20 protein-coding genes and 1 pseudogene are annotated in these 24,542 nt (G+C 74.6%); 6 read left to right on the forward strand and 15 right to left on the reverse strand.

Annotated elements, in window-relative coordinates:
- The first annotated feature begins 30 nt into the window (after positions 1-30).
- A complete protein-coding gene (locus ACLQ20_RS06540; protein ID WP_425854551.1) occupies positions 31-3,309 on the forward strand; it encodes a lamin tail domain-containing protein in 3,279 nt (1,092 codons plus the stop codon).
- Positions 3,310-3,373: 64 nt separating this feature from the next.
- Here the strand turns inward: ACLQ20_RS06540 and ACLQ20_RS06545 are convergent, their stop codons facing one another.
- From ACLQ20_RS06545 to ACLQ20_RS06570, 6 genes are all read right to left on the reverse strand, one after another.
- On the reverse strand, positions 3,374-3,940 hold the full coding sequence (locus ACLQ20_RS06545; protein WP_192581302.1) for a helix-turn-helix domain-containing protein: 567 nt from the start codon (positions 3,938-3,940) through the stop codon (positions 3,374-3,376).
- Between the two features lie 771 nt (positions 3,941-4,711).
- The gene (gene hemB / locus ACLQ20_RS06550) at positions 4,712-5,695 is read right to left on the reverse strand and encodes a porphobilinogen synthase (protein WP_358120637.1); all 984 of its coding nucleotides are present in this window, start codon (positions 5,693-5,695) and stop codon (positions 4,712-4,714) included.
- 19 nt (positions 5,696-5,714) lie between these two features.
- Positions 5,715-7,295, reverse strand: a complete 1,581-nt coding sequence (locus ACLQ20_RS06555; RefSeq protein ID WP_151453400.1) for a uroporphyrinogen-III synthase — start codon at positions 7,293-7,295, stop codon at positions 5,715-5,717.
- The gene (hemC, locus tag ACLQ20_RS06560) at positions 7,292-8,287 is read right to left on the reverse strand and encodes a hydroxymethylbilane synthase (protein WP_151453399.1); all 996 of its coding nucleotides are present in this window, start codon (positions 8,285-8,287) and stop codon (positions 7,292-7,294) included. The genes ACLQ20_RS06555 and hemC overlap by 4 nt, the downstream gene beginning before the upstream one ends.
- Positions 8,284-9,732 carry a glutamyl-tRNA reductase gene (locus ACLQ20_RS06565; RefSeq protein WP_151453398.1) on the reverse strand — a complete coding sequence of 483 codons (1,449 nt, stop codon included), beginning with the start codon at positions 9,730-9,732 and terminating at the stop codon, positions 8,284-8,286. Before ACLQ20_RS06565 ends, hemC begins: the two co-directional genes overlap by 4 nt.
- Positions 9,729-10,499 carry a redox-sensing transcriptional repressor Rex gene (locus ACLQ20_RS06570; protein WP_151453397.1) on the reverse strand — a complete coding sequence of 257 codons (771 nt, stop codon included), beginning with the start codon at positions 10,497-10,499 and terminating at the stop codon, positions 9,729-9,731. Before ACLQ20_RS06570 ends, ACLQ20_RS06565 begins: the two co-directional genes overlap by 4 nt.
- A gap of 400 nt (positions 10,500-10,899) precedes the next feature.
- Between ACLQ20_RS06570 and ACLQ20_RS06575 the strand changes: the two genes are divergently transcribed.
- Together ACLQ20_RS06575 and ACLQ20_RS06580 are read left to right on the forward strand one after the other, a co-directional pair.
- Positions 10,900-12,201, forward strand: coding sequence for a sensor histidine kinase (locus ACLQ20_RS06575; RefSeq protein WP_151453396.1), 1,302 nt, complete (start codon positions 10,900-10,902; stop codon positions 12,199-12,201).
- A 24-nt stretch (positions 12,202-12,225) separates the two neighbouring features.
- Positions 12,226-12,879: a LuxR C-terminal-related transcriptional regulator gene (locus tag ACLQ20_RS06580; RefSeq protein ID WP_151453395.1), complete on the forward strand. Its 654-nt coding sequence runs from the start codon at positions 12,226-12,228 to the stop codon at positions 12,877-12,879.
- Positions 12,880-12,985: 106 nt separating this feature from the next.
- On the opposite strand, the gene ACLQ20_RS06585 is transcribed toward ACLQ20_RS06580, so the two are convergent.
- Genes ACLQ20_RS06585 through ACLQ20_RS06595 form a run of 3 tightly spaced genes read right to left on the reverse strand, consistent with a single transcriptional unit; the run spans position 12,986 to position 15,636 of the window.
- A complete protein-coding gene (locus ACLQ20_RS06585) occupies positions 12,986-13,636 on the reverse strand; it encodes an HAD family hydrolase (RefSeq protein ID WP_327029658.1) in 651 nt (216 codons plus the stop codon).
- 22 nt (positions 13,637-13,658) lie between these two features.
- Positions 13,659-13,910 carry a glutaredoxin family protein gene (locus ACLQ20_RS06590; protein ID WP_121399981.1) on the reverse strand — a complete coding sequence of 84 codons (252 nt, stop codon included), beginning with the start codon at positions 13,908-13,910 and terminating at the stop codon, positions 13,659-13,661.
- Positions 13,903-15,636 carry an AMP-binding protein gene (locus tag ACLQ20_RS06595; RefSeq protein ID WP_425854556.1) on the reverse strand — a complete coding sequence of 578 codons (1,734 nt, stop codon included), beginning with the start codon at positions 15,634-15,636 and terminating at the stop codon, positions 13,903-13,905. Before ACLQ20_RS06595 ends, ACLQ20_RS06590 begins: the two co-directional genes overlap by 8 nt.
- Positions 15,637-16,190: 554 nt before the next feature.
- Between ACLQ20_RS06595 and ACLQ20_RS06600 the strand changes: the two genes are divergently transcribed.
- The 3 genes from ACLQ20_RS06600 to ACLQ20_RS06610 all read left to right on the forward strand — a co-directional run bounded on the left by ACLQ20_RS06600 (position 16,191) and on the right by ACLQ20_RS06610 (position 19,327).
- Positions 16,191-17,150: an ECF subfamily RNA polymerase sigma factor, BldN family gene (locus ACLQ20_RS06600; RefSeq protein WP_151453392.1), complete on the forward strand. Its 960-nt coding sequence runs from the start codon at positions 16,191-16,193 to the stop codon at positions 17,148-17,150.
- 290 nt (positions 17,151-17,440) lie between these two features.
- Positions 17,441-18,325 carry a DUF5667 domain-containing protein gene (locus tag ACLQ20_RS06605; RefSeq protein WP_425854558.1) on the forward strand — a complete coding sequence of 295 codons (885 nt, stop codon included), beginning with the start codon at positions 17,441-17,443 and terminating at the stop codon, positions 18,323-18,325.
- Positions 18,326-18,451: 126 nt separating this feature from the next.
- Positions 18,452-19,327, forward strand: coding sequence for an HAD family hydrolase (locus ACLQ20_RS06610; protein WP_225852020.1), 876 nt, complete (start codon positions 18,452-18,454; stop codon positions 19,325-19,327).
- A gap of 72 nt (positions 19,328-19,399) precedes the next feature.
- Here ACLQ20_RS06610 and ACLQ20_RS06615 read toward each other — a convergent pair whose 3' ends face one another.
- The 6 genes and pseudogenes from ACLQ20_RS06615 to ACLQ20_RS06640 all read right to left on the reverse strand — a co-directional run bounded on the left by ACLQ20_RS06615 (position 19,400) and on the right by ACLQ20_RS06640 (position 24,018).
- Complete coding sequence (locus tag ACLQ20_RS06615) at positions 19,400-20,257, reverse strand: lysophospholipid acyltransferase family protein (RefSeq protein WP_151453408.1); 858 nt, start codon at positions 20,255-20,257, stop codon at positions 19,400-19,402.
- Between the two features lie 272 nt (positions 20,258-20,529).
- Complete coding sequence (locus ACLQ20_RS06620) at positions 20,530-21,603, reverse strand: NAD-dependent epimerase/dehydratase family protein (protein ID WP_151453389.1); 1,074 nt, start codon at positions 21,601-21,603, stop codon at positions 20,530-20,532.
- A gap of 120 nt (positions 21,604-21,723) precedes the next feature.
- Entirely contained in the window at positions 21,724-21,825 is a 102-nt protein-coding gene (locus tag ACLQ20_RS06625; RefSeq protein WP_007465623.1) for a 30S ribosomal protein bS22, read from the reverse strand.
- A gap of 216 nt (positions 21,826-22,041) precedes the next feature.
- Positions 22,042-22,251, reverse strand: coding sequence for a helix-turn-helix domain-containing protein (locus ACLQ20_RS06630; RefSeq protein WP_007465625.1), 210 nt, complete (start codon positions 22,249-22,251; stop codon positions 22,042-22,044).
- Between the two features lie 274 nt (positions 22,252-22,525).
- A pseudogene (locus ACLQ20_RS06635) lies at positions 22,526-22,690 on the reverse strand (ABC transporter ATP-binding protein); the annotation flags it as partial.
- Positions 22,691-22,746: 56 nt separating this feature from the next.
- Entirely contained in the window at positions 22,747-24,018 is a 1,272-nt protein-coding gene (locus ACLQ20_RS06640) for a hypothetical protein (RefSeq protein WP_358120654.1), read from the reverse strand.
- Positions 24,019-24,542 lie beyond the last annotated feature (524 nt).

The following is a 24,542-nucleotide window of genomic DNA, read 5'->3' on the forward strand; positions in this document are numbered from 1 at the left end:
AGTTCCCCATCCACCCATCGTGGAGGCCTCATGCGCCCGCGCCGCACTCTTGCCGCGCTCGCGACCGCCACCGCCGCCGTGACCGTCGCGGCTGTCGGCGTCGCACCCACCGCGGCCAGCGCCGCGCCCACCGAACTCTTCATCTCCGAGTACGTCGAAGGCTCGTCGAACAACAAGGCGATCGAGCTGTTCAACGGCACCGGCGCCGCCGTCGACCTCGCCGCCGGCGGCTACCAGCTCCAGTTGCACTTCAACGGCTCCACCACGCCGACGAACCTGGCCCTCACCGGCACCGTCGCGGCCGGCGACGCCTTCGTCCTCGCCGCCGCCTCGGCCGCGCCGGGCATCCTGGACCGGGCCGACCAGACCACCAGTGCCAGCCTGTTCAACGGCGACGACGCGATCGTGCTGCGTCGGGGCGGCATCGTGCTCGACTCGATCGGCCAGGTCGGCGTCGACCCGGGCACCGAGTGGGGCACCGGCGTCACCAGCACCGCCGACAACACGCTGCGCCGGTCGGCCGCCGTGACCTCGGGCGACACCGACCCCTCCGACGCGTTCGACCCGGCCGCGCAGTGGGCCGGCTTCCCCGTGGACACGTTCGACGGCCTCGGCGCGCACGTCGTCGACGGCGGCGGACCGGTCGACGCGCCCGCCACGCTCACCTGCGGCCCGGCGCTGGTGACCTCGGTCGGCACGGCGGCCACCCGGGAGGTCACCGCCACCGACCCGGACGACCGCATCGTCGACCTGGCGGTCACCTCCGTCGACCCGACCCCGGCCGCCGGCTCCGTCAGCCGCTCGGCGGTCACCCCGGCCGACGCGGTCGGCGGCACCGCCCGCGCCACGGTCGCCACGAGCCCCGACCTGGCCGCCGGGGCGTACACCGTGGTGCTGACCGCCACCGACACGGACGGTGGCACCGCCACCTGCACCCTGGCCGTGCAGGTGACCCGGGAGCTGACCGTCGGCGAGGTGCAGGGCCCGACCACCGACGCAGAGTCCGGCCCCGCCGACCGGTCGCCGCTCGCGCCGGTCTCCGGCAACGGGACCAGCAGCACGCTGTACGACGTACGCGGCGTGATCACCCAGCGGACCCTCGCGCGCGACTCGTCGGGCCGCGACCAGCACGGGTTCTTCCTGCAGAGCCGTAGGGACGCCACCGACGGCGACCCGACCAGCTCGGACGGCATCTTCGTCTTCATGGGCTCGTTCACCTCTTTGATCGGCGGCTACGTGCCGACGGTCGGCGACGAGGTGGTGCTGCGCGCCCGGGTCTCCGAGTACTTCAACTTCACCCAGCTCTCCGGCGCGTCGCTGGTGCGCCGGGTCGCCTCCGGCGTGGACGTGAACGCCGAGGTCCAGGTGACCGACGCGGTGCCGCCGGTCGAGGTGGCGGCGGCGCAGCGCTTCTTCGAGCGGCACGAGGGCGCCCGGCTGCGCGTACGGGCCGGCAGCGGCGCGGTGAGCGGGCGCAACGTCTTCGCCTCCACCGCCGACGCCGAGATCTTCGTGATCGACCGGGACGACCCGCTGCTCGACCGCGCCGACCCGTACGCCCGCCGGGTGTTCCGGGACGCGCACCCGCTCGACAACGACCCGGGCCGCCGCTTCGACGACGGCAACGGGCAGCGCGTCCTGCTCGGCAGCATGGGCGTGAAGGGCACCACGGGCGACAGCGCCACGCTGCTCCCGCCCGCGCGCACCTTCGACACGCTGACCGCCGACGCGGTCGGCGGGCTGTACTACTCGTTCGAAAAGTACGGCGTGCAGGTCGAGGCGGTGGCGTTCACGGGCGGGGCCGACCCGTCGACGAACAACCCGCCGAAGCCGGCCAACCGGTCGGAGGAGGTCGCGGTCGCGACCTACAACGTCGAGAACCTGTACGACTACCGTGACGACCCGTTCGACGGCTGCGACTTCGCCGGCAACGCCGGCTGCACCGGGGTGCGTCCGCCGTTCGACTACGTCCCGGGCAGCGAGCAGGAGTACCGCGAGCAGCTCGTCGCGCTGGCCGACCAGATCACCACCGACCTGCACTCCCCGGACCTGATCCTGGTGCAGGAGGCCGAGGACCAGGACATCTGCTCGGTCTCCGGCACCGAGCTGGTCTGCGGCAGCACGGACAACGCCGACGGCGCGCCGGACAGCCTCCAGGACCTGGCGCTGGCCATCACGGCCGCCGGTGGCCCGGCCTACCAGGCCGCGTATGACCGCACCGGCGCGGACGCCCGGGGCATCACCGCGGCGTTCCTGTTCCGCACCGACCGGGTGTCGCTGGCGGCGCCCACCGCCGGCGACCCGCTGCTGGGCTCGGCGCCGACCGTTCAGTACCGGGGGGCGGCGCTGCCGGGCAACGCGGACGTGCAGAACCCGAAGGCGCTCAACGCGGTGCTTCCGGACGACGTGGACACGTCCACCGGCAAGGACGGGAACAACGTCTTCACCCGCGCGCCGCAGCTCGGCAAGTTCACGGTCGCCGCCGCGCCCGGCTCCGCCGAGCGGTACACGCTCTGGGCCGCCAGCAACCACTACTCGTCCGGGCCGGACAGCCGGGTCGGGCAGCGCCGGGAGCAGGCCGCGTACGGGGCCGCGATCGTCACCGCGATCGAGGCGTCGGACCCGCACGCGCGGGTGGTCTACGGCGGGGATCTGAACGTCTTCCCCCGCCCCGACGATCCCATCGCGACGGCGGCGGATCCCACCCCGTCGGACCAGCTCGGGCCGCTGTACGAGGCGGGCATGCGCAACCTGTGGGACGACCTGCTCGCCGACGCGCCGTCGTCCGCCTACTCGTACAGCTTCGAGGGGCAGGCGCAGACGCTGGACCACCTGTTCGTGAACGGCGCGCTGCACCGGGACCTGGTGCAGATGCGGGCCGCGCACGTCAACGCCGACTGGCCGGCCGACCACGCGGCCGACGGCAGCCGGGGTTCCAGCGACCACGACCCGCAGGTGGCCCGCTTCCGCTCCCGCGCGTCGCTGAGCGTCGGCGACGCGTCGGTGGTCGAGGGCGACCGGGGCACCCGGCCGCTGACCTACACGGTCACGGTGTCGCGCCCGCTGTCCCAGCCGGTGCTGCTCTGCGCCGCCACCTACGGCACCACGGCCCAGGCGGGCGCCGACTACGACCCGTACGTCGGCTGCAAGGTCCTGGCCGCCGGGCAGACGTCGCTGGCCTTCCCGGTGACCGTACGCGGTGACCGGAAGCGGGAGGCCGACGAGAAGGTGAACCTGGTCGTGGCCGGGGTGCCCGGCCTGCGGCTGGCCGATCCGCTCGCCGTGGGCACCATCACCGACGACGACTGACGTCACACCGGAGCCCACCCGACGGCCCGCCGCCCAGGAACGTCCTGGCCGGCGGGCCGTCCGCTCACCACGGGAAGCCCGGGCCGGGCAGCCGCGACGGCGGGGGCACGCGCGGTGGTGGAGGCACCCGCGGCGGCGGGGGCACGCTGCGGTACTTCGCCACCCGCACCTCCCACTGGCTGCGCCGCCGCATGGCGTCGCGGACCCGGCGGTCGCGGTAGAACGTCTCCGGCGGGCGGGCCAGCCCGTAGATGTCCGCCCACCACTCGCCCGGCTCGGGGTCGAGAATGGTGTCCAGGTGCGAGGGGTAGCGACGCCCCGCCCCGTCGCGGGTGTCCTGCCAGTCCCGCATCGGCTTCAACACCCGCCCGAACTCGTCGACGACGGCCAGCCGGAACCCGGCGACCCCGATGATGCGGCGCAGAAGCAGGATGCTCGGCACCATCCGGCCGGCCTCGATCCGCCCGACGGTGGAATGGTTCACCCCGGCCCACCGGGCCAGCTCCCGCTGGCTGAGGCTGGCATGCCGCCGGACCGCCCGGACGATGCCCGCAGCCGGCCACGGGGTGTCGAACGGCTCGGTCAGCAGCACGGGCGGCTCGCGCGATCCCGCCCCCTGATCGGTACCCACCGCCTGATCGCCGCCCGACGCCCCGACGGCACCCGACGGCCCAACGCCGCCCGACGGCCCGACGGCACCCGACGGCCCCGCGGCACCGGACAACTGGTCGGAACCAGCCGGACGGTCGGGATCCCGGTCAGTTTCCGGTTGGGCGGGAAGCTCGGTCATCCCGTCACGCTCCCGGCTGCGATGCCTCTCCCGCAATCCCGCCCGCTGCGCCTGTGGATAACTCAGCCACCTGTGGAAAACCGACGACCGGTCCTTCCCCCACACCCCTGGGCGCATTCAGCCAGGCAGTAACGCGCTGTAACAGGAGCGGTCTTTCCGCAGCTGCCTACGCTAAGTGATGGAGAATCCGGCCCTGAACGACCCTCGATCACCATCGCTGACGGCCACAACGCCATGACCAGCGACTTCCGTGTGGGCCCTCCTCAGGAGCGACGAACCTCTGCACGCCCTTTGCTCTGCATCCCCATACGCAACAGGCACTATGGGTTACTGGCGCATATGGGAATGCAGAGCAAAGCGTCCGGAGGGCGGTGGGATCCGGGGCGCAGGTCGAGTACTCAGCGTTACTGTCAGGAATTCTGACATGCGGAGCAGGCGTCTACTCGAAGCCGGCCCGCTCCGCTGCCCCGACCGGGTCGGAGACCGAAGGGGTCGGACCGGATCAGGGCGCGCCCGAACGGGCCGCGCCGGGCAGGACCAGCCCGCGCCGGGTCGCGCCGCACTGGGCCAAGCCGCGCCGCGCCGGGGCGGGTCGCGCTGGGGCGGGTTGGGTCAGTAGCGCTGGCGGAGGAGTCCGGCGGCCTCGACCGCCCAGTAGGTGAGGATGATCTGCGCGCCGGCCCGGCGGATCGAGGTGAGCGTCTCCAGCATCACCCGCTCCCGGTCGATCCAGCCGTTGGCGGCAGCCGCCTCGACCATCGCGTACTCGCCGGAGACCTGGTAGGCGGCGACCGGGACGTCCACCGCCGCGCGGACCGCCGACACCACGTCGAGGTACGGCAGGGCCGGCTTGACCATCACCATGTCGGCGCCCTCGGCGACGTCCAGCTCGACCTCGCGCAACGACTCCCGCAGGTTGGCGGGGTCCTGCTGGTAGGTGCGGCGGTCGCCCTCCAGGGCCGACTCCACCGCGTCCCGGAACGGGCCGTAGAAGGCCGAGGCGTACTTGGCGGCGTACGCCAGCACGGCGACGTCCTGGTGGCCCGCGGCGTCGAGCGCCCGGCGTACCACGGCGATCTGGCCGTCCATCATGCCGGACGGCCCGACCACACCGACCCCGGCGGCGGCCTGGGCGACCGCCATCTCGGCGTACGCCTCCAGCGTCGCGTCGTTGTCGACGCCACCGTCGGGGGTGAGCAGGCCGCAGTGGCCGTGCGAGGTGAACTCGTCCAGGCAGAGGTCGCTCATCACCACAGTGGCGTCGCCCACCTCCGCCACGACGTCGCGGATCGCGACGTTGAGGATGCCGTTCGGGTCGATCCCACCGGAGCCGGTGGCGTCCCGCCGCTCCGGCACGCCGAAGAGCATGATCCCGCCGACGCCCGCCTGGACCGCCTCGGCCGCGGCCTTGCGGAGCGAGTCCCGGGAGTGCTGGAGCACCCCCGGGAGCGACGCGATCGCCCGCGGTTCCGTCAACCCCTCCCTGACGAACATCGGCACGACCAGCTCGGCCGGGTCGACGCGGGTCTCGGAGACCAGCCGCCGGATGGCCGCGTTGCGGCGCAGCCGGCGGGGCCGGATCTCGGGGTACGGCATCACGGACCTCCTGCTACGACTACCGGAACCTCAGGGCGGTCGGCCCCTGCACCTTCGAGCCACGGCGCTGCTTCGCCGGCATGGCGGCGAGCTTCTCGCGCAGCTCGACGGCGTAGGCGGCGAGCGCCTCCACCAGATCGGGGACCGAGGCGTGCGGCGGCTGGACGTCGACCCGCAGGCCGAACTCCGTCGCGGTCTCCGCCGTCTTGGGCCCGATCACTGCAACGACGGTACGGGCGTGCGGCTTCCCCGCGATACCCACCAGATTGCGCACCGTCGAGCTGGACGTGAAGAGCACCGCGTCGAAGCCACCCGACTTGATCGCGTCCCGGATCTCGGCGGGCGGCGGGGCGGCCCGTACCGTCCGGTAGGCGGTCACGTCGTCGACCTCCCAGCCGCGCTCGGTGAGCCCGGCGGCGAGGGTCTCGGTGGCGATGTCGGCGCGCGGCAGCAGCACCCGACCGACCGGGTCGAGGATCTCGTCGTGCGGCGAGAACTCGGCGAGCAGCCCCTCGGAGGACTGCTCCCCCGACGGGATCAGCTCGGGCTGGATGCCGAACGCGCGGACGGCGTCGGCGGTCGCCTCACCGATACAGGCGATCTTGACGCCGCCGAAGTGCCGGGCGTCGAGGCCGTGCTCGGCGAACTTCTCCCAGACCGCGCGGACCGCGTTCACCGAGGTGAAGATCACCCAGGCGTACCGGCCGTCGACCAGGCCCTTGACCGCCCGCTCCATCTGGGCCGGGGTGCGCGGCGGCTCGACCGCGATCGTCGGCACCTCGCAGGGGATGGCCCCGTACGCGCGCAGCCGGGCGCTCATCACGCCGGCCTGCTCCTTGGTGCGGGGCACGAGGACCTTCCAGCCGTACAGCGGCCGGTTCTCCCACCAGCTCAGCTTGTCCCGCTGGCCCACGCCCTCGCCGACGGTGAGGACCACCCGGCCGGTGAAGCCGAGCGCCGCCGCGACGAACGAGTCGACGGTCGACGTGGTGGTGTACTGCGTCTCGCCGGTGCCGTCGCCGGTCACCCCGACGCCGGTGGTGCCCTCCACCCCGGCCGCGAGCAGCCCGTCGCGGATCGCGGCGAGGTCGCCGGCGTCCACGGCCAGGGCCAGCGAGCCCCGGCCGACGGCTGCGGCCAGCGCGTCGAAGTCCAGCGTGCTGACGTCCTCGACGTCGGCCGCCGTCCGTACGCCCGGCAGCGGCACGCCCGCGTAGGTCGCCACCCCCTCGGCCTGGCCGACCCCGGGAACCACCTCGAAGTGTGCGGCGGTCCGCGCGACCGCCTGCACCTCCTTGACGACCGAATCGTGGCCGAACGGGTCGCCGGCGACCAGGTGCACCGCGTTCAGCCCGGAACGGGCCGCCGAGATCAGCACCTTCGCCACGTCACCCGGCGCGCCCTCCGCCGGAGTGAACTGGGCGTCTTCCCTGGCCTGGGCGCGGACGGCGTCGAGCAGCGACTCGGGGACTCCCCGGTCGTACACCACCTGGTCGGCGTCGACCAGAGCGTCGTGCGCCCGGCGGGTCAGCAGGCCCGGGTCGCCGGGACCGGCCCCGACGAAGGCGATGCGGCCTACGGGCTTACGGGTGCGGGTCATTCTGTGCTCCCAAATTGCTGGGTCCCCGGGCCGGCGTGTCCATCGTGGCCGAGGATCGAGTCGGCGCCGAGGTCGAGGAGTTCGGCGGCGAGTGCCTTGCCGATCTCCGCCGCGTCGGCGAGCGTTCCGGTGCGGGACAGCCGGAGGTCTCTCGTACCGTCCGGACTGATCACCGCCCCGCGCAGATAGATCTCCTGGACGAAGTCACCCTCGACGCCCGAGCCGGTTGGCTCGCCTTCGGCGACGACGGCGTAGGCGGCGACCGGGGCGGAGCATCCGGCCTCCAGGGTGGCCAGCAGCGCCCGTTCCGCGGTGACCGCGGCGTGGGACGGTGCGTGGTCGAGCACGGTGAGCAGCTCGACCAGGTCCGTGTCGTCGGCCCGGCACTCCACCGCCAGCGCGCCCTGGGCGGGCGCGGGCAGCATCAGCATCGGGTCGAGCGTCTCGGTGATCACGTCGGTACGCCCGAGCCGGGCCAGCCCGGCCCGGGCCAGGACGACCGCGTCGAGGTCGGCCTCCGGGCCGAGCACCCGCGCGAGGCGGCTGTCGACGTTGCCGCGGATCGGGGTGACCTCCAGCGGCATCCCGAGGGCGTGCAGCTGGGCGATGCGGCGCAGCGCTCCGGTGCCCACGGTCGCGCCGGAGGGCAGCTCGGCGAGCGTCCGGCCGTCCCGGGCGACCAGCGCGTCCCGCGGGTCCTGCCGCATCGGCACCGCCGCGATGTGCAGCCCGGCCGCCGCCGCGGTGGGCAGGTCCTTGTAGGAGTGCACCGCGAAGTCGATGGTGCCGGCGGTCAGGGCGTCCCGCAGGGCGGAAACGAAGACGCCGACGCCGAGCCGGTGCACCGGCGCGGACGAGCGGTCGCCGGCGGTGACCACCTCGACCAGCTCGACGGGCCGGCCGGTGGCGGCGGTCAGGGCCTCCGCGACGTGGCCGGACTGGGCCATCGCCAGTTTGCTGCCCCGGGTACCGAGGCGCAGGGGCGTGCTCATCGCTCACCTCCGAGGGGCGGGACGTCGGCGGAACCCGTCGACGGCAGATTGTCGGCGTGACCGACGGGCGGCGGGACGTCGGCGAGGCCGAACGGCGGCGGAAGGTCGGCGAGGCCGAATGGCGGCGCGGCGTCGCCGGCCACGATGTCGGGGACGCTGTCGACCGGGGATGTCTGCGGCACCTTGAGGTCGAACAGCTCGCGCAGCAGGGCCGCGTACTGGTCGCCGCCGGGTTCGGCCGCCAACTGGCGCACCCGCACGGTCGGCTGGTGCAGCAGCCGCTGCACCACCCGGTGCACCGTCCGGGCCACCTCGGCGCGCTGGTCGTCGGTGAGGTCCGGGCGGCGCTGGGCGAGCCGGCGCAGCTCGGCGCCGACCACGTCGTCGGCGCGGCCACGCAGGGCGGCCACCGTGGGCGCCACGTCGGCGCCGCGCAGCCAGGTGAGGAAGGCGTCGACCTCGCCGGCCACGATCCGCTCGACGGCGGCGGCGTCGGCGGCGGCGGGCCCGTCGGCGAGCAGCGTCGCCATCCGGTCGATGTCGATGACCTCGACGCCGGGCAGCTCGGCGACGCCGGCCTCCACGTCGCGCGGCACGGCCAGGTCGAGCAGGACCAGCGGCCCCCGGCCGGGGTCGCGCCCGGCGAGCGCCCGGGTCACCACGTCACGGGTGAGGACCGCTTCGGTGGCCGCGGTGGCGGCCACTACGATGTCCACTGTGGAGAGCACGGTGGTCAGCTCCGCCATCGGCGTCGCGCTGGCCCCGTACGCCTCGGCCAGCCGGACGGCCCGGTCGGCGCCCCGGTTGGTGACCGTGAGCGGCCCCGCGCCCAGCCGGGACAGCGTGGCGACGCTCAGCGACCCCATCGCGCCCGCGCCAACCACGAGCGCGGGACGGCCGGCGAGGTCGCCGTCGAGGTGCCCGGCGGCCAGCTCCAGCGCGGCGGTCACCACGCTCTGGCCGGCCCGGTCGATCCCGGTCTCCGCGTGCGCCCGCTTGCCGACCCGCAGCGCCTGCTGCATCAGCTCGTGCAGCAGCCGCCCGGCGGTGTCGGCCCCGGTCGCGGAATGGTAGGCGTCCCGGAGCTGGCCGAGGATCTGCGCCTCGCCGACGACCATCGAGTCGAGCCCGGCGGCGACCCGGAAGACGTGGTCCACGGCGGCGGCGTCGAAGTGCACGTAGAGGTGGTTGGCGAGCGCGGCGGGCTGGCAGCCGGCCTGGTCGGCCAGCACCGCGCAGATGTCGCCGAGGCCGCCGTGGAAGCCGGACACGGCGGCGTAGACCTCCACCCGGTTGCAGGTGGAGACGATCACGGCCTCGGTCACGTACGGCTGGGCGACCAGGCGGTCCAGGGTGCGGGTGAGGTCCGCGGGGCCGACCGCGAGCTGCTCCAGCGTGGCGACGGGAGCGGTGCGGTAGGACGCGCCGACGACGAGCAGTTTCACGTGCCGATCGCCTCCTGCGGGTCGGTGACGGCGAGCCCCCCGGGCAGGGCGGTCAGGGCGGACCCACCGGTGGCGGGCAGCGCGGTCAGCGATGCCTTGCGGTGCTCGTGGAAGGACAGGATCTGCAGCTCGATCGCGAGGTCGACCTTGCGCACGTCGACCCCCTCCGGAACCGAGAGTACGCACGGGGCGAAGTTCAGGATGCTCGTCACACCGACGGCCACGAGCTGGTCCGCCACCGCCTGGGCGGCCGGGGCCGGGGTGGCGATCACGCCGATGGCGATGGCCTCCTCGACGGCGACCCGGGGCAGCTCGTCGATGTGCCGGACGACCAGCCCGCTGATCTCCTCGCCGACCCGGGCGGGGTCGGCGTCGAAGAGGGCGGCGATCCGGAAGCCGCGGCTGGCGAAGCCGTCGTAGCCGGCGAGGGCGTGACCGAGATTACCCACGCCGACCAGGGCGACGGCCCGCCGCTGGGTGAGCCCGAGCACGTACTCGATCTGGTCGACCAGCAGCGCCACGTCGTAGCCGACGCCACGGGTCCCGTACGAGCCGAGGTGCGAGAGGTCCTTGCGGAGCTTCGCGGAGTTCACGCCGGCGGCGCTGGCCAGCCCCTCGCTGGACACGGTCTCGTGGCCGGTTTCGGCGAGGTTGTGCAGGGCACGGAGGTATTCCGGGAGCCGCGCGACGGTCGCCTCCGGCAGATCCGGGAGCGCCGGTACGGCACCGGCTCGGCCGGGCGCGCCAGGGTGACGGTGCTGACTCATGAGACTCCGTGCGGTGCGATCCTCGGCCAACTCGGGCGGCCGGCCGTTTCGGGATCCCCGCTGGCGACCGAGATTGCCGGCTGTGCTAGCAGGGCGCGTCGGAACTACAGAGTAGGCGCTTGTGAACGCGTGCACAAATCGCGATCTTGATAGCTCGCGACGCGGCTTCACCAGCCCCTCCATTCCGCAAGATCGATCCAGTGGCCGCCGCCGGCCACCGCCCGGCCTCCGGGCGGTGGCGATGGTGCCGGTAGCGCCGATTATTGCTCAATTACGACTTCTCTGACCAATCGCGCGGCCCACGGCTCGCCCACGATCCGGTCACGGTAGGGCCAGCCCTACGCCGCAGAGGCGGGCCGACGGGATGGGTCGGCGGCCCCGCGCTGCCTAGCCTCTTGACATGACCGCCGTACCCGTCGCCGCCGATCAGCCCGTGCCGGCGCCGACCATCTCCCGACAGCTCCTGCTGGACTCCGGCTACGTGCTGCTGGGCCTCCCGCTGGCCCTGGCCAGCTTCGTCGTCCTGCTGGTCGGCCTGGCCGCCGGGCTGGGGCTGGTCGTGACGGTGATCGGCCTGCCGATCCTCAGCGGCACCCTCTACGCCGCCCGGGGCCTCGCCGACATCGAGCGCCTCCGCCTGCCCACCGTGCTCCACCAGGCCCGGATCCGCCCCCAGTACCGGCTCCCGGAGCCCGGCGCGAGCGCCTGGCGGCGGATCTTCGTGCCGATGGGGGACGCGCAGTCCTGGCTCGACCTGGCGCACGGCATCCTCAAGCTGATCGTGGCCATCGTCACCTTCGTGGTCACGCTGGTCTGGTGGGCCGGCGCCGTCGCCGGCACCCTCTACTGGGCGTACGACTGGACGCTGCCGCACGGCGACCCGGAGGACGTCGGCCTCCCCCAGCTCCTCGGCCTCGGCGACTCGACCGTCGTCCGGATCGGGCTGCACACCGCGATCGGGCTGTTCTTCCTGATCACCCTGCCGATCGTGGCCCGGGGCTGCGCGCTGCTGCAGGCCGGCTTCGGTCGGGCCCTGCTCACCGGCGTGGCCGAGATGCGCAACCGGATCACCGTGCTGGAGGAGCAGAAGCGGGCCGCCGTCTCCGCCGAGGCGAGCGCGCTGCGCCGACTGGAGCGGGACATCCACGACGGCCCGCAGCAGCGCCTCGTCCGGCTCGCGATGGACCTCAGCCGGGCCCGCCAGCAACTCGCCACCGACCCGGGGGCCGCCGGGCGCACCCTGGACGAGGCGGTCACCCAGACCCGGGAGACGCTCGCCGAGCTGCGCGCCCTGTCCCGGGGCATCGCGCCGCCGATCCTGGTCGACCGGGGACTGCCCAGCGCCCTGGCGGCACTGGCCGGGCGCGGCCTGATCCCGATCGAGCTGCGGGTGGACCCGGAACTGGCCAACCCGGCCGGCCGGCTCGACCCGGCGGTCGAGAGCACCGCCTACTTCGTGGTGTCCGAGGCGCTGACCAACGTCGCCAAGCACAGCCGGGCGACCGAGTGCCAGGTCACCGTGGCCCGGCACGACGGGCGGCTGGAGGTCGACGTCGACGACGACGGGCAGGGCGGCGCCCACCTGGCCAAGGGGCACGGGCTGGTCGGCATCGCCGACCGGATCCGCTCCGCCGGGGGCCGGCTCTCCGTGGTCAGTCCGGCCGGCGGGCCCACCAAGATCCGCGCGGAACTCCCGCTGTGAGCCGTACGTGGTAGACAACAGGACATGCGGATCGTGATCGCGGACGACGCGGTGCTGCTCCGGGAGGGGCTGGTACGGCTGCTCACCGAGCGCGGGCACGAGGTGGTGGCCGCCGTGGCCGACGGCGACGCGCTGGTGGTGGCGGTGGTGGCGCACCGGCCGGACGTGTCGATCGTCGACGTCCGGATGCCGCCGTCGCACACCGACGAGGGGCTGCGCGCGGCGGTGGAGGCCCGCCGCCTGGTGCCCCGCACCCCGATCCTGGTCCTCTCCCAGTACGTCGAGGTGTCGTACGCCGACGACCTGCTCGCCACCACCGGCGGCGGCGGAGGCGGGATCGGCTACCTGCTCAAGGACCGGGTGGCCGCGATCGACGAGTTCCTCGACGCGCTGGACCGGGTGGCTGCCGGCGGGACGGTGCTCGACCCCGAGGTGGTCGGCCAGCTCTTCGCCCGGCGTCGGCGCGACGACCCGCTGCGCGAGCTCACCCCGCGCGAACGCGAGGTGCTCGCGCTGATGGCCGAGGGCCGCTCCAACACGGCGATCGCGAAGACCCTGGTGGTCACCGACGGCGCCGTCGAGAAGCACGTCCGGAACATCTTCACCAAGCTCCAGCTCCCGCCCGACACGGAGCAGCACCGCCGGGTCCTGGCCGTGCTGGCCTACCTGCGCAACTGACCCGCCGCCCGGCCCTGCCACCAGCGCACGGACCGGCCGCCGGCCTGCCGTCCGGGCGCGGACGGAGGCCGGTCTGCCGCGAGCGCGCGGACGGCCGCCGGCCCGGTCAGGGCAGCGTGGCCGCCAGGCTGACCGCCTCGCTGAGGGTGTCGGCGACCGGGTGGCCGGAGGCGCGCAGCCGTGCCGCGTCGGTGAACCCGCCGGTGTAGAGGACGGCACGGCCCCCCACCGACACGGCGGCGTCGGCGTCGTCGACGGAGTCCCCGATCAGCACCGCGTCCCGGCCGTCCACGCCCAGCTCCGTCAGGTGCCGCCGGAGCGACTCGGCCTTGCGGTCGCCGCCGACGCTCGCCCGCAACCCGTCCACCCGGACGAAGTGCCCGGTGAGCCCGTACGTGTGCACGGTCGGCACCAGTTCCTCGTGGAACCACATCGACAGCAGGGACTGGCTGCCCGGCCAGGCGGCCATCGCGACCGTGGCGTCGTGCGCCAGCTCGCAGGTCGTCAGCCCGGTGCGGTACGCGTCGTGGAAGATCCGGTCCAGCCGGCCGAACGCGTCGTCGTCGACCGCCCGGCCGAGCACCTCGGCGTAGTAGTCGGCGATCGGCCGGCGGAACCGCACCCGGTGCTCGTCGGCGGTCACGGCGGGCCCGCCGACGCTGGCGAAGGCGGCGTTGGTGCAGGCGACCACCAGGCTCAAATCGTTGAGCAGGGTGCCGTTCCAGTCCCACACCAGGTGGTTGCGCGCCGGGGTCATCGGAGCACCCTAACGCCTGGCGTCACAGCTGCGGCGTGGTCAGGTCCCGCAGCAGCCGCTCCTCCTCCACCCGCCAGTAGCCGTGCTCCTTGCCGTCGAGCAGCACCACGGGCAGCCTGTCGCCGTACTCGCGTTCCAGCTCGATGTCGTCGGTGACGTCCTTCTCGGTCCACCGGTCCCCGGTGACCGCCACCACCCGGTCCAGCGCCAGTTTCGCCTCGTCGCAGAGGTGGCAGCCGGGGCGGGTGATCAGGGTGAGTCGGGGCTCACGCATCGGTCTCCTCCGTCGTGCTGGCGCCGGCCGGGGCCGGCGGGCGGGTCTCCGGCGACGCCGCCGGGGACGGCACCGGGGACGCCGGGGACGACGCCGTCCGGAGCAGGGTCTTGCGCACCTTGCCGATCACCGAGTGCGGCAACTCGTCGACGAACTCGACGGCGGTCGGGCACTTGAACCGGGCCAGGTTGCGGGCGCAGTGGGCGAGCAGCTCCTCACCGGTCACCGGACGCCCCGGCGCCGGCACCACGTACGCCCGGACAGTCTCGCCGGTCCGCGGGTGCGGCACACCCAGTACCGCCGACTCGGCCACCCCCGGGTGCGCGGAGAGCACCAGCTCGACCTCGTGCGGGTACACGTTGAACCCGTTGACCAGGATCAGCTCGCCGATCCGGTCGACCAGGAAGAGGTCGCCGTCGGAGTCGGCGTACGCCACGTCGCCGGTGGGCCACCAGCCGTCGGCGTCCGGGCCGCCCCGGCCGTCCGGCCAGTAGCCGGCGAAGACGTTGGCCCCGCGCACCACGACCTGGCCCGGGTCGGTGCCGGGTGTGACGTCGGAGAGGTCCAGCTCGTCGGCGTCGTCCTCCGGCTCGGCCACGCCGTCGCGCCACAGGTCGGCCCCATCGGTCCCGACCAGGCGCAACTCGACGCCGGGCAGCGGCCGGCCGATGGAGCCGGGCTTCGGCTCCCCGCCGACCAGGGTGGAGGTGAGCACCGGCGCGGTCTCGGTGAGGCCGTACCCGACGTGCACCGGGCGGCCGGCGACCTCGGCGAAGCGCGCCGCGACGGCCGGCTCCAGCGGCGCCGCGCCGCAGACCACGGCCCGGACCGACGGCATCGCCGCGGCGAGGGCGGCGGCGTCCGCCGTGGACCAGGCGGCCACCATCGACGGTACGCCGACCAGCACGGTGACCCGGTGCCGGGCGATCACGGCCAGTCCCGCGTCGGAGCCGAGGTCGTCGACGAGCACCCCGGTCGCGCCATGGTGGACGACCGCGCCCAGCCCCGCGTTCAGCCCGTACGCGTGGAACAGCGGCAGCGCCAGCAGCACGGTGTCGTCGGGGCCGACGACGGGCGGGTCGATGCGGCCGACCTGCTCGTGGTTGGCCGCCAGCGCCCGGTGCGTCAGCATCGCGCCCTTCGGCCGCCCCTCGGTGCCGGAGGTGTAGAGCAGCAGCGCCAGGTCGTCGCCGCCCCGGTCGGGGAACGGCTGACCGGCGTCGGCCACCAGCGGCGCGGTGTGCACGGCGACGAGCGCGGGCAGGTCCCCGGCGGCGTCGGCGACCAGTTCGCGTACCCGTTCGGTGCCGATCAGCACCGAGGCGCCGGAGTCGGCCAGCACGTGCCGCAGCTCGGGGGCGGTGAGGCCGGGGTTGACCGGCACCGCGACCAGCCCGGCGCGCAGCGCGGCCAGGCAGCTCACCACGAAGTCCGGCGAGTTGCCGAGCGCGACGGCGATCCGGGGCGGGTGCGGGTCGGCGGCTCCCGGCGTCGGGTCGGACCCGGCGGGTCGCGCCCCGGTCAGGGCCGCCAGGGCGTGGGCGGTGGCCGTCACCGACGCGTCCAGTTCGGACCAGGTGACGGTCCGATCGCGCCAGTGCAGCGCGGGTCGGTCGCCGTGGGCGGCGGCCGCCCAGTGGAGCCGCTCGACGAGGGTCGAGGCGGAGCTGTCGGTTGCGTCCTGCACGGTGGCTGAGTCTGGCACAGCGCGGGGCCTGTGGGCCATGCCCGCCGGAGGCCGGAGGGGACACCCCGGTCGGCGGGAACGGCGGCCCGGACGAGTCCCACCGACGGGACGACCGGTGGGCACGGGCGGGACGCGACCAGTCCCGTCCACAAGACACGCCGGGACGCGTCGGGCGCATCGGACGGTCCTGGGTCGACATCCGCGCCGCTGACCCGCCCGATCCCGCGACACGCGCGCTGACCTGGAATTTCTTTCGCAACCACGCGGCAATCCGAAAGTCAACCGCACACGACGGACAACCGGTCCGCCAGGTGTGCGGCGCGGAGGGAAATACTTCCGCCCTGTGTAACGGACTTGCCACGCGTGGGTGACGTTGGCCCTATCATCACTCGGGTCGGCTCACCCCATTTGCCGTGAGTCGACACCCCTCAGCCCGAGGAGGCCCCCGTGCCTGTGAGCGCATTGGACCAGCACCTCAAGGGGATCTGCCGCCCGTCGGCACACCCCGAGCCAGCCCTGCCCGGCCCATCGGGCCGGGCCACGACGGCGACGCGCCGACCGGCGTGGTCGGCCGGCGGGACGGAGGCGGCGCGGTGACCACCTTCGGATACGCGGAACGGCCGGCCGGCCTGACCAACCCGGTGATCCGCGGCCAGCTCAACGAACGGCCCGCCGCCCGGGGTCCGCTGGACGACACGGGCAGCCTCGCCGTCCGGGGGGAGGGCACGTCGAGCCGGACGCGCAGCCGGCCACACCAGAACGAACCGCCGCCCCGCTCCGCGACACCGGGCGGCAACGCCAAGTCGGCCGGCGGCCGGGTCGCCGTCCCCGCCCGGCCCACCATGCCGGCGCAGGGCCGCCGCACCACGGAACCGGCCAAGGCGCCCGACGAGTCGGGCGCGGAGACGGCCGTGCTCCCGGCGGTGCCGGCCGCCGCCGCGCCGGTCAACACCTCGACGGGCTTCCCCAGCCGGCCCGACCCGTCCGACCCCGCGACCGAGGTCTGGGGGCTGGTCGAGCGGGCCCAGGCCGGCGAGTCCGAGGCGTTCGGGCTGATCTACGACCGGTACGTCGACACGGTGTTCCGGTTCGTCTACTTCCGGGTGGGCAACCGGCAACTCGCCGAGGACCTCACCTCCGACACCTTCCTGCGCGCCCTCAAGCGGATCGGAAGCTTCACCTGGCAGGGCCGCGACCTGGGCGCCTGGCTGGTCACCATCGCCCGGAACCTGGTGGCGGACCACTTCAAGTCCGGCCGCTACCGGCTGGAGGTCACCACCGGGGACGTGCTGGACGCCGACCGCGAGGACCGGGGCCCGGAGGGCAGCCCGGAGGCGGCGGTCGTCGAGCACATCACCAACGTGGCCCTGCTCAGCGCCGTCAAGCAGCTCAACCCGGAGCAGCAGGAGTGCATCGTGCTCCGCTTCCTGCAGGGCTTCTCCGTGGCCGAGACGGCCCGCACGATGGGCAAGAACGAGGGCGCGATCAAGGCCCTCCAGTACCGCGCGGTACGAGCGCTGGCCCGGCTGCTGCCGGACGGCTTCCAACCGTAGTCCCGGGCAGGAAGAACGCCGTGCATCGATGCGATGTACGGGCAGGTCCGTGGCGTCGCGACCCCGTGACAGCGATCACTTTCCGTGATTTCGCCTCCGCCGGCCCCGTAACCCATGTCCGGTGCGGACCGTTTCTCCGGGTGCGACCGGTGGTAGCCCCGGCATCCCCCGGGCCCCCGAGGTCCGGCAGCGCGGCCGGCCACGACCTTCGTCCGTGGTGTCCCGCCGTCACCGGTCGCTGTCGAAGACAGCGGCCGACCGGCCGCGACCAGCGAGAGGAGGTGCCCGCGGTGGACAGCAACCTCTTCTCCCGTCGGCGCGCGGAGCGCTTCGCGCAGCTTCTCGACGAGGCCAACGGGGGCCGGCGACACCACGTCCGTTCCCGGGCCGACGACCAGTTGGCCACGCTCGTCGCGGTGGGTCAGCGGCTGCCCGCCGCCCCGCCCGCCGTGGAGGTGGACCCGGAGTTCCGCACCGGGCTGCGGGCCATGCTCCTGGCCACCGCCGAACGCGAGGGCATCGGTGCCCCGGCCGCCGTCACCACCGAGCCGTCGTCCCGGCGCTCCCCCGCCGACGCCGGCCGCAACCGGCTGCTGCCGGCGGTGACCGCCCGCCGGGCCCGCGCCCGGGGCGCCATCCTGGTCGGCGTCGCGGCCGGCGCCGTCGCCCTCTCGGGCATCTCGGCCGCCAGCGAGAACGCCGTCCCCGGCGACGCGCTGTACGGCATGAAGCGCTCCACCGAACGCGCCCAGCTCGCGCTGGCCAGTTCCGACGTCAGCCGGGGCCAACTGTTCCTGGACTTCGCCCGTACCCGGCTCGCCGAGGCGGCCGCGCTGCGCGGCAACGAGGACGGCTTCAGTGCGGTGCTGGACGACATGGACGCCGACACCCGCCAGGGCGTACGCCTGCTGACCACCGCCGCGACGCAGCGCTCGGACCCGGCGGCGCTGGACGCGGTCAACTCCTTCCTCACCGGCCAGCGCCGGGCGGTCGGCGGGCTCCTCGACGACGCCAGCCGGGCCGAACGCGACCGGACCCGCCGCTCGCTCGCCCTGCTCGACGCGGCCCGCAAGCGCTCCGACGCGCTGCGCGCGGCCATCGCCTGCGGCGGGCCCGCACCCGTCGGCAGCGACGCCCTCGGCCCGGCTCCCGCCACCTGCCCCGGCGACCGCTGACCCGGCCTCGGCCGGACCGGCCGAGACGTCCGCGCCACAGTTCTCCCCATGGACGGCCGGCCGCCACGCGCGCCCGGCTACCCTCGCGGAAGCACATGTCGCGCCGGTCGAGCGGAGGGAGGTCGCGTGGTCCGCAGCCGCAAGGTGACCGTCAGCACCGACGCCCACGGTCACACCGCCGGCTGGGCGGAGACCGACTTCGCGCCCCTCGCGCCCCCGGAACCCGATCCGACCGCGGCGGCCTTCTTCGACGTCGACAACACGATGATGCGGGGCGCGTCGATCTACTGGTTCGCCCGGGGCCTCGCCGCGCGCGACTACTTCACCACCGCGGACCTGGCCCGGTTCGCCTGGCAGCAGCTGCGGTTCCGGCTGCTCGCCACCGAGCACGCCGGCGACATGTCGCAGGCCAAGGAGGCCGCCCTCGCCTTCGTCGAGGGCTGGCGGGTGGACGACGTGGAGCGCCTCGCGGAGGAGATCTTCGACGAGCTGATGGCGCCCCGGATCTGGGCCGGCACCCGCCAGCTCGCCCAGCGCCATCTGGACGCCGGCGAGCGGGTCTGGCTGGTCAGCGCCGCGCCCGTGGAGATCGGCCGGGTGATCGCCGCGCGGCTGGGCCTGACCGGCGCGGTCGGCACGGTCGCCGAGATCGTCGACGGCGCGTACACCGGCCGGCTGGTCGGCGACCTGATGCACGGCCCGGCCAAGGCGGAGGCCGTCACCCAGCTCGCCGCGGTCGAAGGGCTGGACCTGCGCCGCTGCACCGCCTACAGCGACTCGTGCAACGACCTGCCGATGCTCTCCATGGTGGGCCGGGGCGTGGCGGTGAACCCGGACGCGGCCCTGTTCAAGGAGGCCCGGCAGCGCGGCTGGGACGTCCGCGACTTCCGCACCGGCCGCCGCGCCGTCAAGATCGCCGTACCGTCCACCGCCGCGGCCGGCCTGGTCGCCGGGGCGGTCGGCGCCGGGTTGGCGCTGCACCGGCGCCGCCGCGACGGCTGACGGCTCGGGCCGCCCGCGCCGTCAGCGGCACCGACCGCCCGCGCCCTCAGCGACGCGGGCCGCCCGCATCGGTCAGGGGCCGAACGGGTCCGGGCGACGCTCCAGCAACTGGTGCAGGGTCTGCTGGATGGTCTCCCGCACCTGGTCCGCGAGGTTGAACACGACCAGCGGATCATCGGCGGAGTCGGTCAGGTGCGCGGTGGGGATCGGCGGGCAGAACTCGATCAGCCACTTGCTCGGCAGCGGCACCACGCCGAGCGGCCCCAGCAGGGGGAACGTGGGCGTGACCGGGAAGTAGGGCAGCTTGAGCAGCCGCGCCAGGGGCTTGATGTCGGCGAGCATCGGATAGGTCTCCTCGCCGCCGACGATGGCGACCGGCACGATCGGGGTGCCCGTGCGCAGCGCCGCCGAGACGAACCCGCCCCGGCCGAAGCGTTGCAGCTTGTAGCGCTCGGAGTAGAGCTTGCCGATGCCCTTGAAGCCCTCGGGGAAGACGCCGACCAGCTCGCCGTTGCCGAGCAGCCGCTCGGCGTCCGGGTTGCAGGCGACCGTCCCGCCGGTCTTGCGGGCCAGCTCGGAGACCACCGGCATCCGGAAGACCAGGTCGGCGCCGAGCAGCCGCAGGTAGCGGCGGGCCGGGTGCTGGTCGTGCAGCGCGGCCGAGAGGATCAGCGCGTCCAGCGCCACGGTGCCCGAGTGGTTGCCGACCACCAGGCCGGCGCCCTCGGTGGGCACGTGCTCCAGGCCGGTGACCTCGGTGCGGAACCAGTCGCGGTAGAGCATCCGCAGCAGCGGGTGGAAGACCGCGTCGGTGATCTCGGGATCGAAGCCGAACTCGTCGACCTCGTAGTCGCCGGAGAGCCGACGACGCAGGAACGCCAGGCCCTTGGCGACCTTGCGGTCCCAGTGGTCGCCGGGCCGGTCCTCCACCGCCGGCCCGGCGGGGGCCGGCGCGGCCCCGTTCGGTCCCGTGCCGCCCGGCGCCGGGTCCGCCACGGCGGCGGCCGGCTCGTCGGTAGCCGCCGGGTCGGGCTCGTCGGCGGGGGCCGGCGCGTCGTGCGCGACCGTCTCGTCGGTGGCGGAGGTGTCGGGCTCGTCGGGGGTGCCGAAATGGTGTCCGTTCGCCCGCGCGGGCTCCGCGTCCGGCGCGGGCACGGTCAGCGGTACGTCGTAGCGGCCGTCGCGCCGCTCCTCCGGCCCGTTCACGAGCCCTCCCGTACGGCCGCCCGGACCTGCCGGATCCCGTCCAGCACAAGCTGCTCCGCGACGGCCAACTGGTCCCGGTTCACGACGACACCGCCGTAGTGGGCGCGGATGAAGTCGTCGAAGGCGGCGGCGGTGGAACGGGGCGTGAAGCCGTACTCCCGCTCCAGCCGGCTGGTGTCGACGACCCGGCCGTGCACGAAGAGGTCGACCTGGTCCAGGCCGTAGCGGCCGAAGCCGAGGTTGCGGGCGATCGCGGCGGCGCTGGAGAGGCCGGGCTCCAGCACCGGCACGGCCACCCGACCGGCCCGCCGGATCGCCTGCGACAGGGAGAGCACGCCCGGCCCGGCCACGTTGTACGTCCCCGGATGGTCCTCGACGATCGACCGGTGCAGCACCTCCAGCGCGTCGTCGAAGTGCAGGAACTGCAACCGGGGGTCCCGCCCGAACACGGTGGGCACCACCGGCCGGGAGAAGTAGCGGGTGAGGGTGGTGTCGGCGGTCGAGCCGATGAACGGCGCGAAGCGCAGCACGGTCGCGGTGACGTCGGGCCGGCGGCGGCGGAAGCCGCGGACGTACCCCTCGATGTCCAGGATGTCGCGGCCGAACCCGCCGCGCGGCACCTCGCGCGGCTCGGTCTCCTCGGTGAAGACGGCCGGGTCGCGGAACGACGCCCCGTAGGCGGCCGTCGAGGAGCGGACCACGAGCTTGCGCAGCCGGGGCGCGCGCTGGCAGGCGGCGAGGAGCTGCATCGTGCCGATGACGTTCTGTTCCTTCATCGCCGAGCGACCGCCGTGCTGCGGATCCGGCGAAGTGACCAGGGCCAGGTGGACCACCGCGTCGACGTCGAGGTCGGCGAGGAGGCCGCCGAGCGAGCCGGCGTCGACGCGGACGCGCTCGACCCGGTCGAGCAGGTCGGAGAACTCGGCGCCGGGCTCGGGCTGGTCCACGCCGATGACCCGCTCGATGCGGGGGTCGGCCGCGAGCCGGGCCGCGACGTGCGCGCCGAGGTACCGGCTGACCCCGGTGACGACGACGACCCCCGGGGCACCTGTGGTGCCACCGGGGGTCATGTCGCGCACCTTCCCCGGCAGGAGGGATCGAACCGGGAAATCCGCGGCGTGATCACCTGAGCCTCCGGGGGTCGACAGTTGGCAAGTGACGACGGGAGCCGGGCCGGGACCCGGCCCCGGTCACTTGCCGAGACGGCGACGCTGGACGCGGGTCTTGCGCAGCAGCTTGCGGTGCTTCTTCTTAGCCATGCGCTTGCGGCGCTTCTTGACCACCGAGCCCATACGAAAGCCTTTCGATGCAACGTGCGGGGCGACCGGATGACGCCACGGTGTGGCGTCGGCGACCGCTTGCGGACAACGGACCGGACCAGCGGGGTAAGCGGCAGGGCGCACCTGCGGTCACGGTCGGGGTCCAGGGTAGCCGGAGAGCGTCAGCAGGACCAACGCGCCCCCGTCGATGCCCGTTACGTCGTGCTTGAACGACGGCCCGCGGGAGGGTCAGGCGGTTTCCTGAAAGGCGCCCCGCAGGTATTCGTGCACCGCGTGTTCGGGCACCCGGAACGACCGGCCGACCCGGACAGCGGTGAGCTCACCGCTGTGCACCAGGCGGTAGACCGTCATCTTCGACACCCGCATCACCGTCGCCACCTCGGCGACGGTGAGGAACTTGACCTCCGACAGCCGTCCGTCGGACTGCGACCCGGCCATGGCTCACCGACCAATCCCATGCCCGGCGCGTGCCACCGGACGGGTTCGTCCCGCCCGGACCGGCGACGCGCGTGTTACCAGTACGGTAGCGGGACGGCTGTGACCGGCGCGATCCCTTCGTACAACTGATCATGATTCTCGCCGGTGTCCACCCGACCGGTCGGTTCGTTGTCGAACCTGTTGCGCCCGGCGTCCGATCGGTCCCCGCCCGGGACACGCCGCCCGGTCCGGGACGGTCGGGACGCTGCCCGACGCACGTGGCCGCCCCGACGGTCGGAAGCGGGCCGCCGCGCGGAAGGCGTCCGGTGGCTCCGGCGGCGCCACCGGAGCCACCGGACGGGTGCCCCGGGCCGCTTCCGGACGCGGACCGGGGCTCCGCGCTGGGAGCGGGCACCAGTGTGTCAGGTCGCCCGGCGCGGCCCGACAGCGGTCGATCATGAATGTCGGGGGCCGCCCGGACCGGCGCCAGCGGGGGCCACGGCGCCGCCCGGCCCGTCAGCCGACCACGGCCCGGGCGTACCCGACGCACTCGTCGTGCAGGGCGGACCAGGGTTCGCCGAGGACCCGCTCGGCCGCCTGGTCCACCGGCGTGCGCTCGTGCACCACGGCCGCGAAGAAGGCGAGCAGCCGCTCCGGGCCGAACCGGTCGACCAGGTGCCGGACCGCCAGGTATGAGACGCCGTAGCTGCCGCTGACCCGGTCGGCGGGGGCGTCGTCGGCCGGGCTGAGGCTGTCGAGCCGGCCGTCCCAGCCGCCGCCGAGCAGGCGCCGCACCTCGTCCAGTCCCGCGTACCGGTCGATCGGCTCGCCGTCGGCGCCCGCGTACTCGGCCAGCCCCTCCACCAGCCACCAGGTGCCCTTGCCCGGGTAGCCCCGCTCGGGCAGGGACGCGGCGTGGGTCAGCTCGTGCCGGAGCAGGTCGTCCACCCCGCCGGCGACGAGTCCGTCGGCGTTGAGCACCACCTCGTGGTGGCCGCCGCCGACCGTGACCGCGTACCCACCCGTCCACTTCGGCCGGCCGCCGCCGTACCAGCGCTGCCACTCGCCCCGGCCCGCGTAGAAGATCCGGTACCGGTCCGGCGTGCGGCCGCCCACGGCGTACGTGTCGGCGACCCGGGCGGCGGCCTCCGCCTGGGCCAGCAGGTCGGGCAGTTCCTTGCGCAGGGCGGGAGTGGTGGCCACGAGCGTACGCCGACCGACGGCCACGGCCAGTGCGCTGACCTCCCAGGGCCGGGTGCCGGTCTCGGCGGACCGGGACGGCTCCACGGCGAGCAGCCGGGGCCGCTCCCCCTCCCGCCACCGGGTGCCGGTCAGCACGCGGCTGGTGCGGCAGTCCGGCGTGACGAAGCAGTAGCGGAACTCGACAAGCAACCGCCACTCGCCGGGCCGGCCCTCGACCGGGGTGGGCAGGCCGTTGGCGCCGGCCTGCCAGGCGGTCACCCGCAGCGCGCGCAGCGCGGCGTACCGGCGGCGCAGGTCCGGATGCGCGACCGGCTCCGCAACCGCCAGGAACCCGGTGCGGTCCCCGCCGAGCAGGGCGGCGGACTGCCGGGCCAGTTCCGCCGTCATCCGCTCGCCGAGCCGGCGGGCGGCCGCGGTGGCGGGGTCGTCGGCCGGCGCGGCGGACGCCCCCGGCCCCGGCGGGTCACCGGCACGCACCAGGCCGGCCACCAGCGCCGCGGGCAGGCCGCAGGCCAGCAGCAGTACGACCACCGCCAGCGCCACCCCGAGCGGCCGGATCCGCCGCGACGACCGCTCGCTGCCCACCGCCGGAAGGGCCGGCGCGGCGGGCGCGGCCGTCCCGGCGGAGTCAGCGGGCTCGGCCCTCTCAGCGGGCGCGGCTTCCTCGGCGGGCTCGGCCCCCTCTACAGGCGCGGCCCTCTCGGCGGGCTCGGCGGGGCCAGCCGGCTCGGCCCTCTCGGCGGGCTCGGCCTCAATCTCGGCCTCGGCCTCGGCGATGGACTCGGCACCGTCAGCCGGCCCGGCCTCGACAGCGGGCCCGGCGCCGTCAGTGGGCTCAGCGCCGTCAGCGGACTCGGCCCCATCAGCGGGCCCGGCCCCGTCAGCCGGCTCGGGGCCGTCAGCGGGCCCGGCCTCTTCTGTCGCGGCGGCCGGCGTGCCGTCCGTCACCGGTCGGCCGTCCGTTCCGGGCTGCCCGTCAGTCACCCGCCGAAGGGTACGACCATCGGGCCGGCCGGGCGACCACGGCCCGGCGAGCCACGCCGCCTGGCAGCCCGGAGCGCGGCAGCAGACGGCGGCACGGCGACGGCGGCCGCCCACCTCGGCCGGGC

The sequence above is a fragment of the Micromonospora sp. DT46 genome (assembly GCF_049841735.1).
GTDB lineage: Bacteria > Actinomycetota > Actinomycetes > Mycobacteriales > Micromonosporaceae > Micromonospora > Micromonospora reichwaldensis.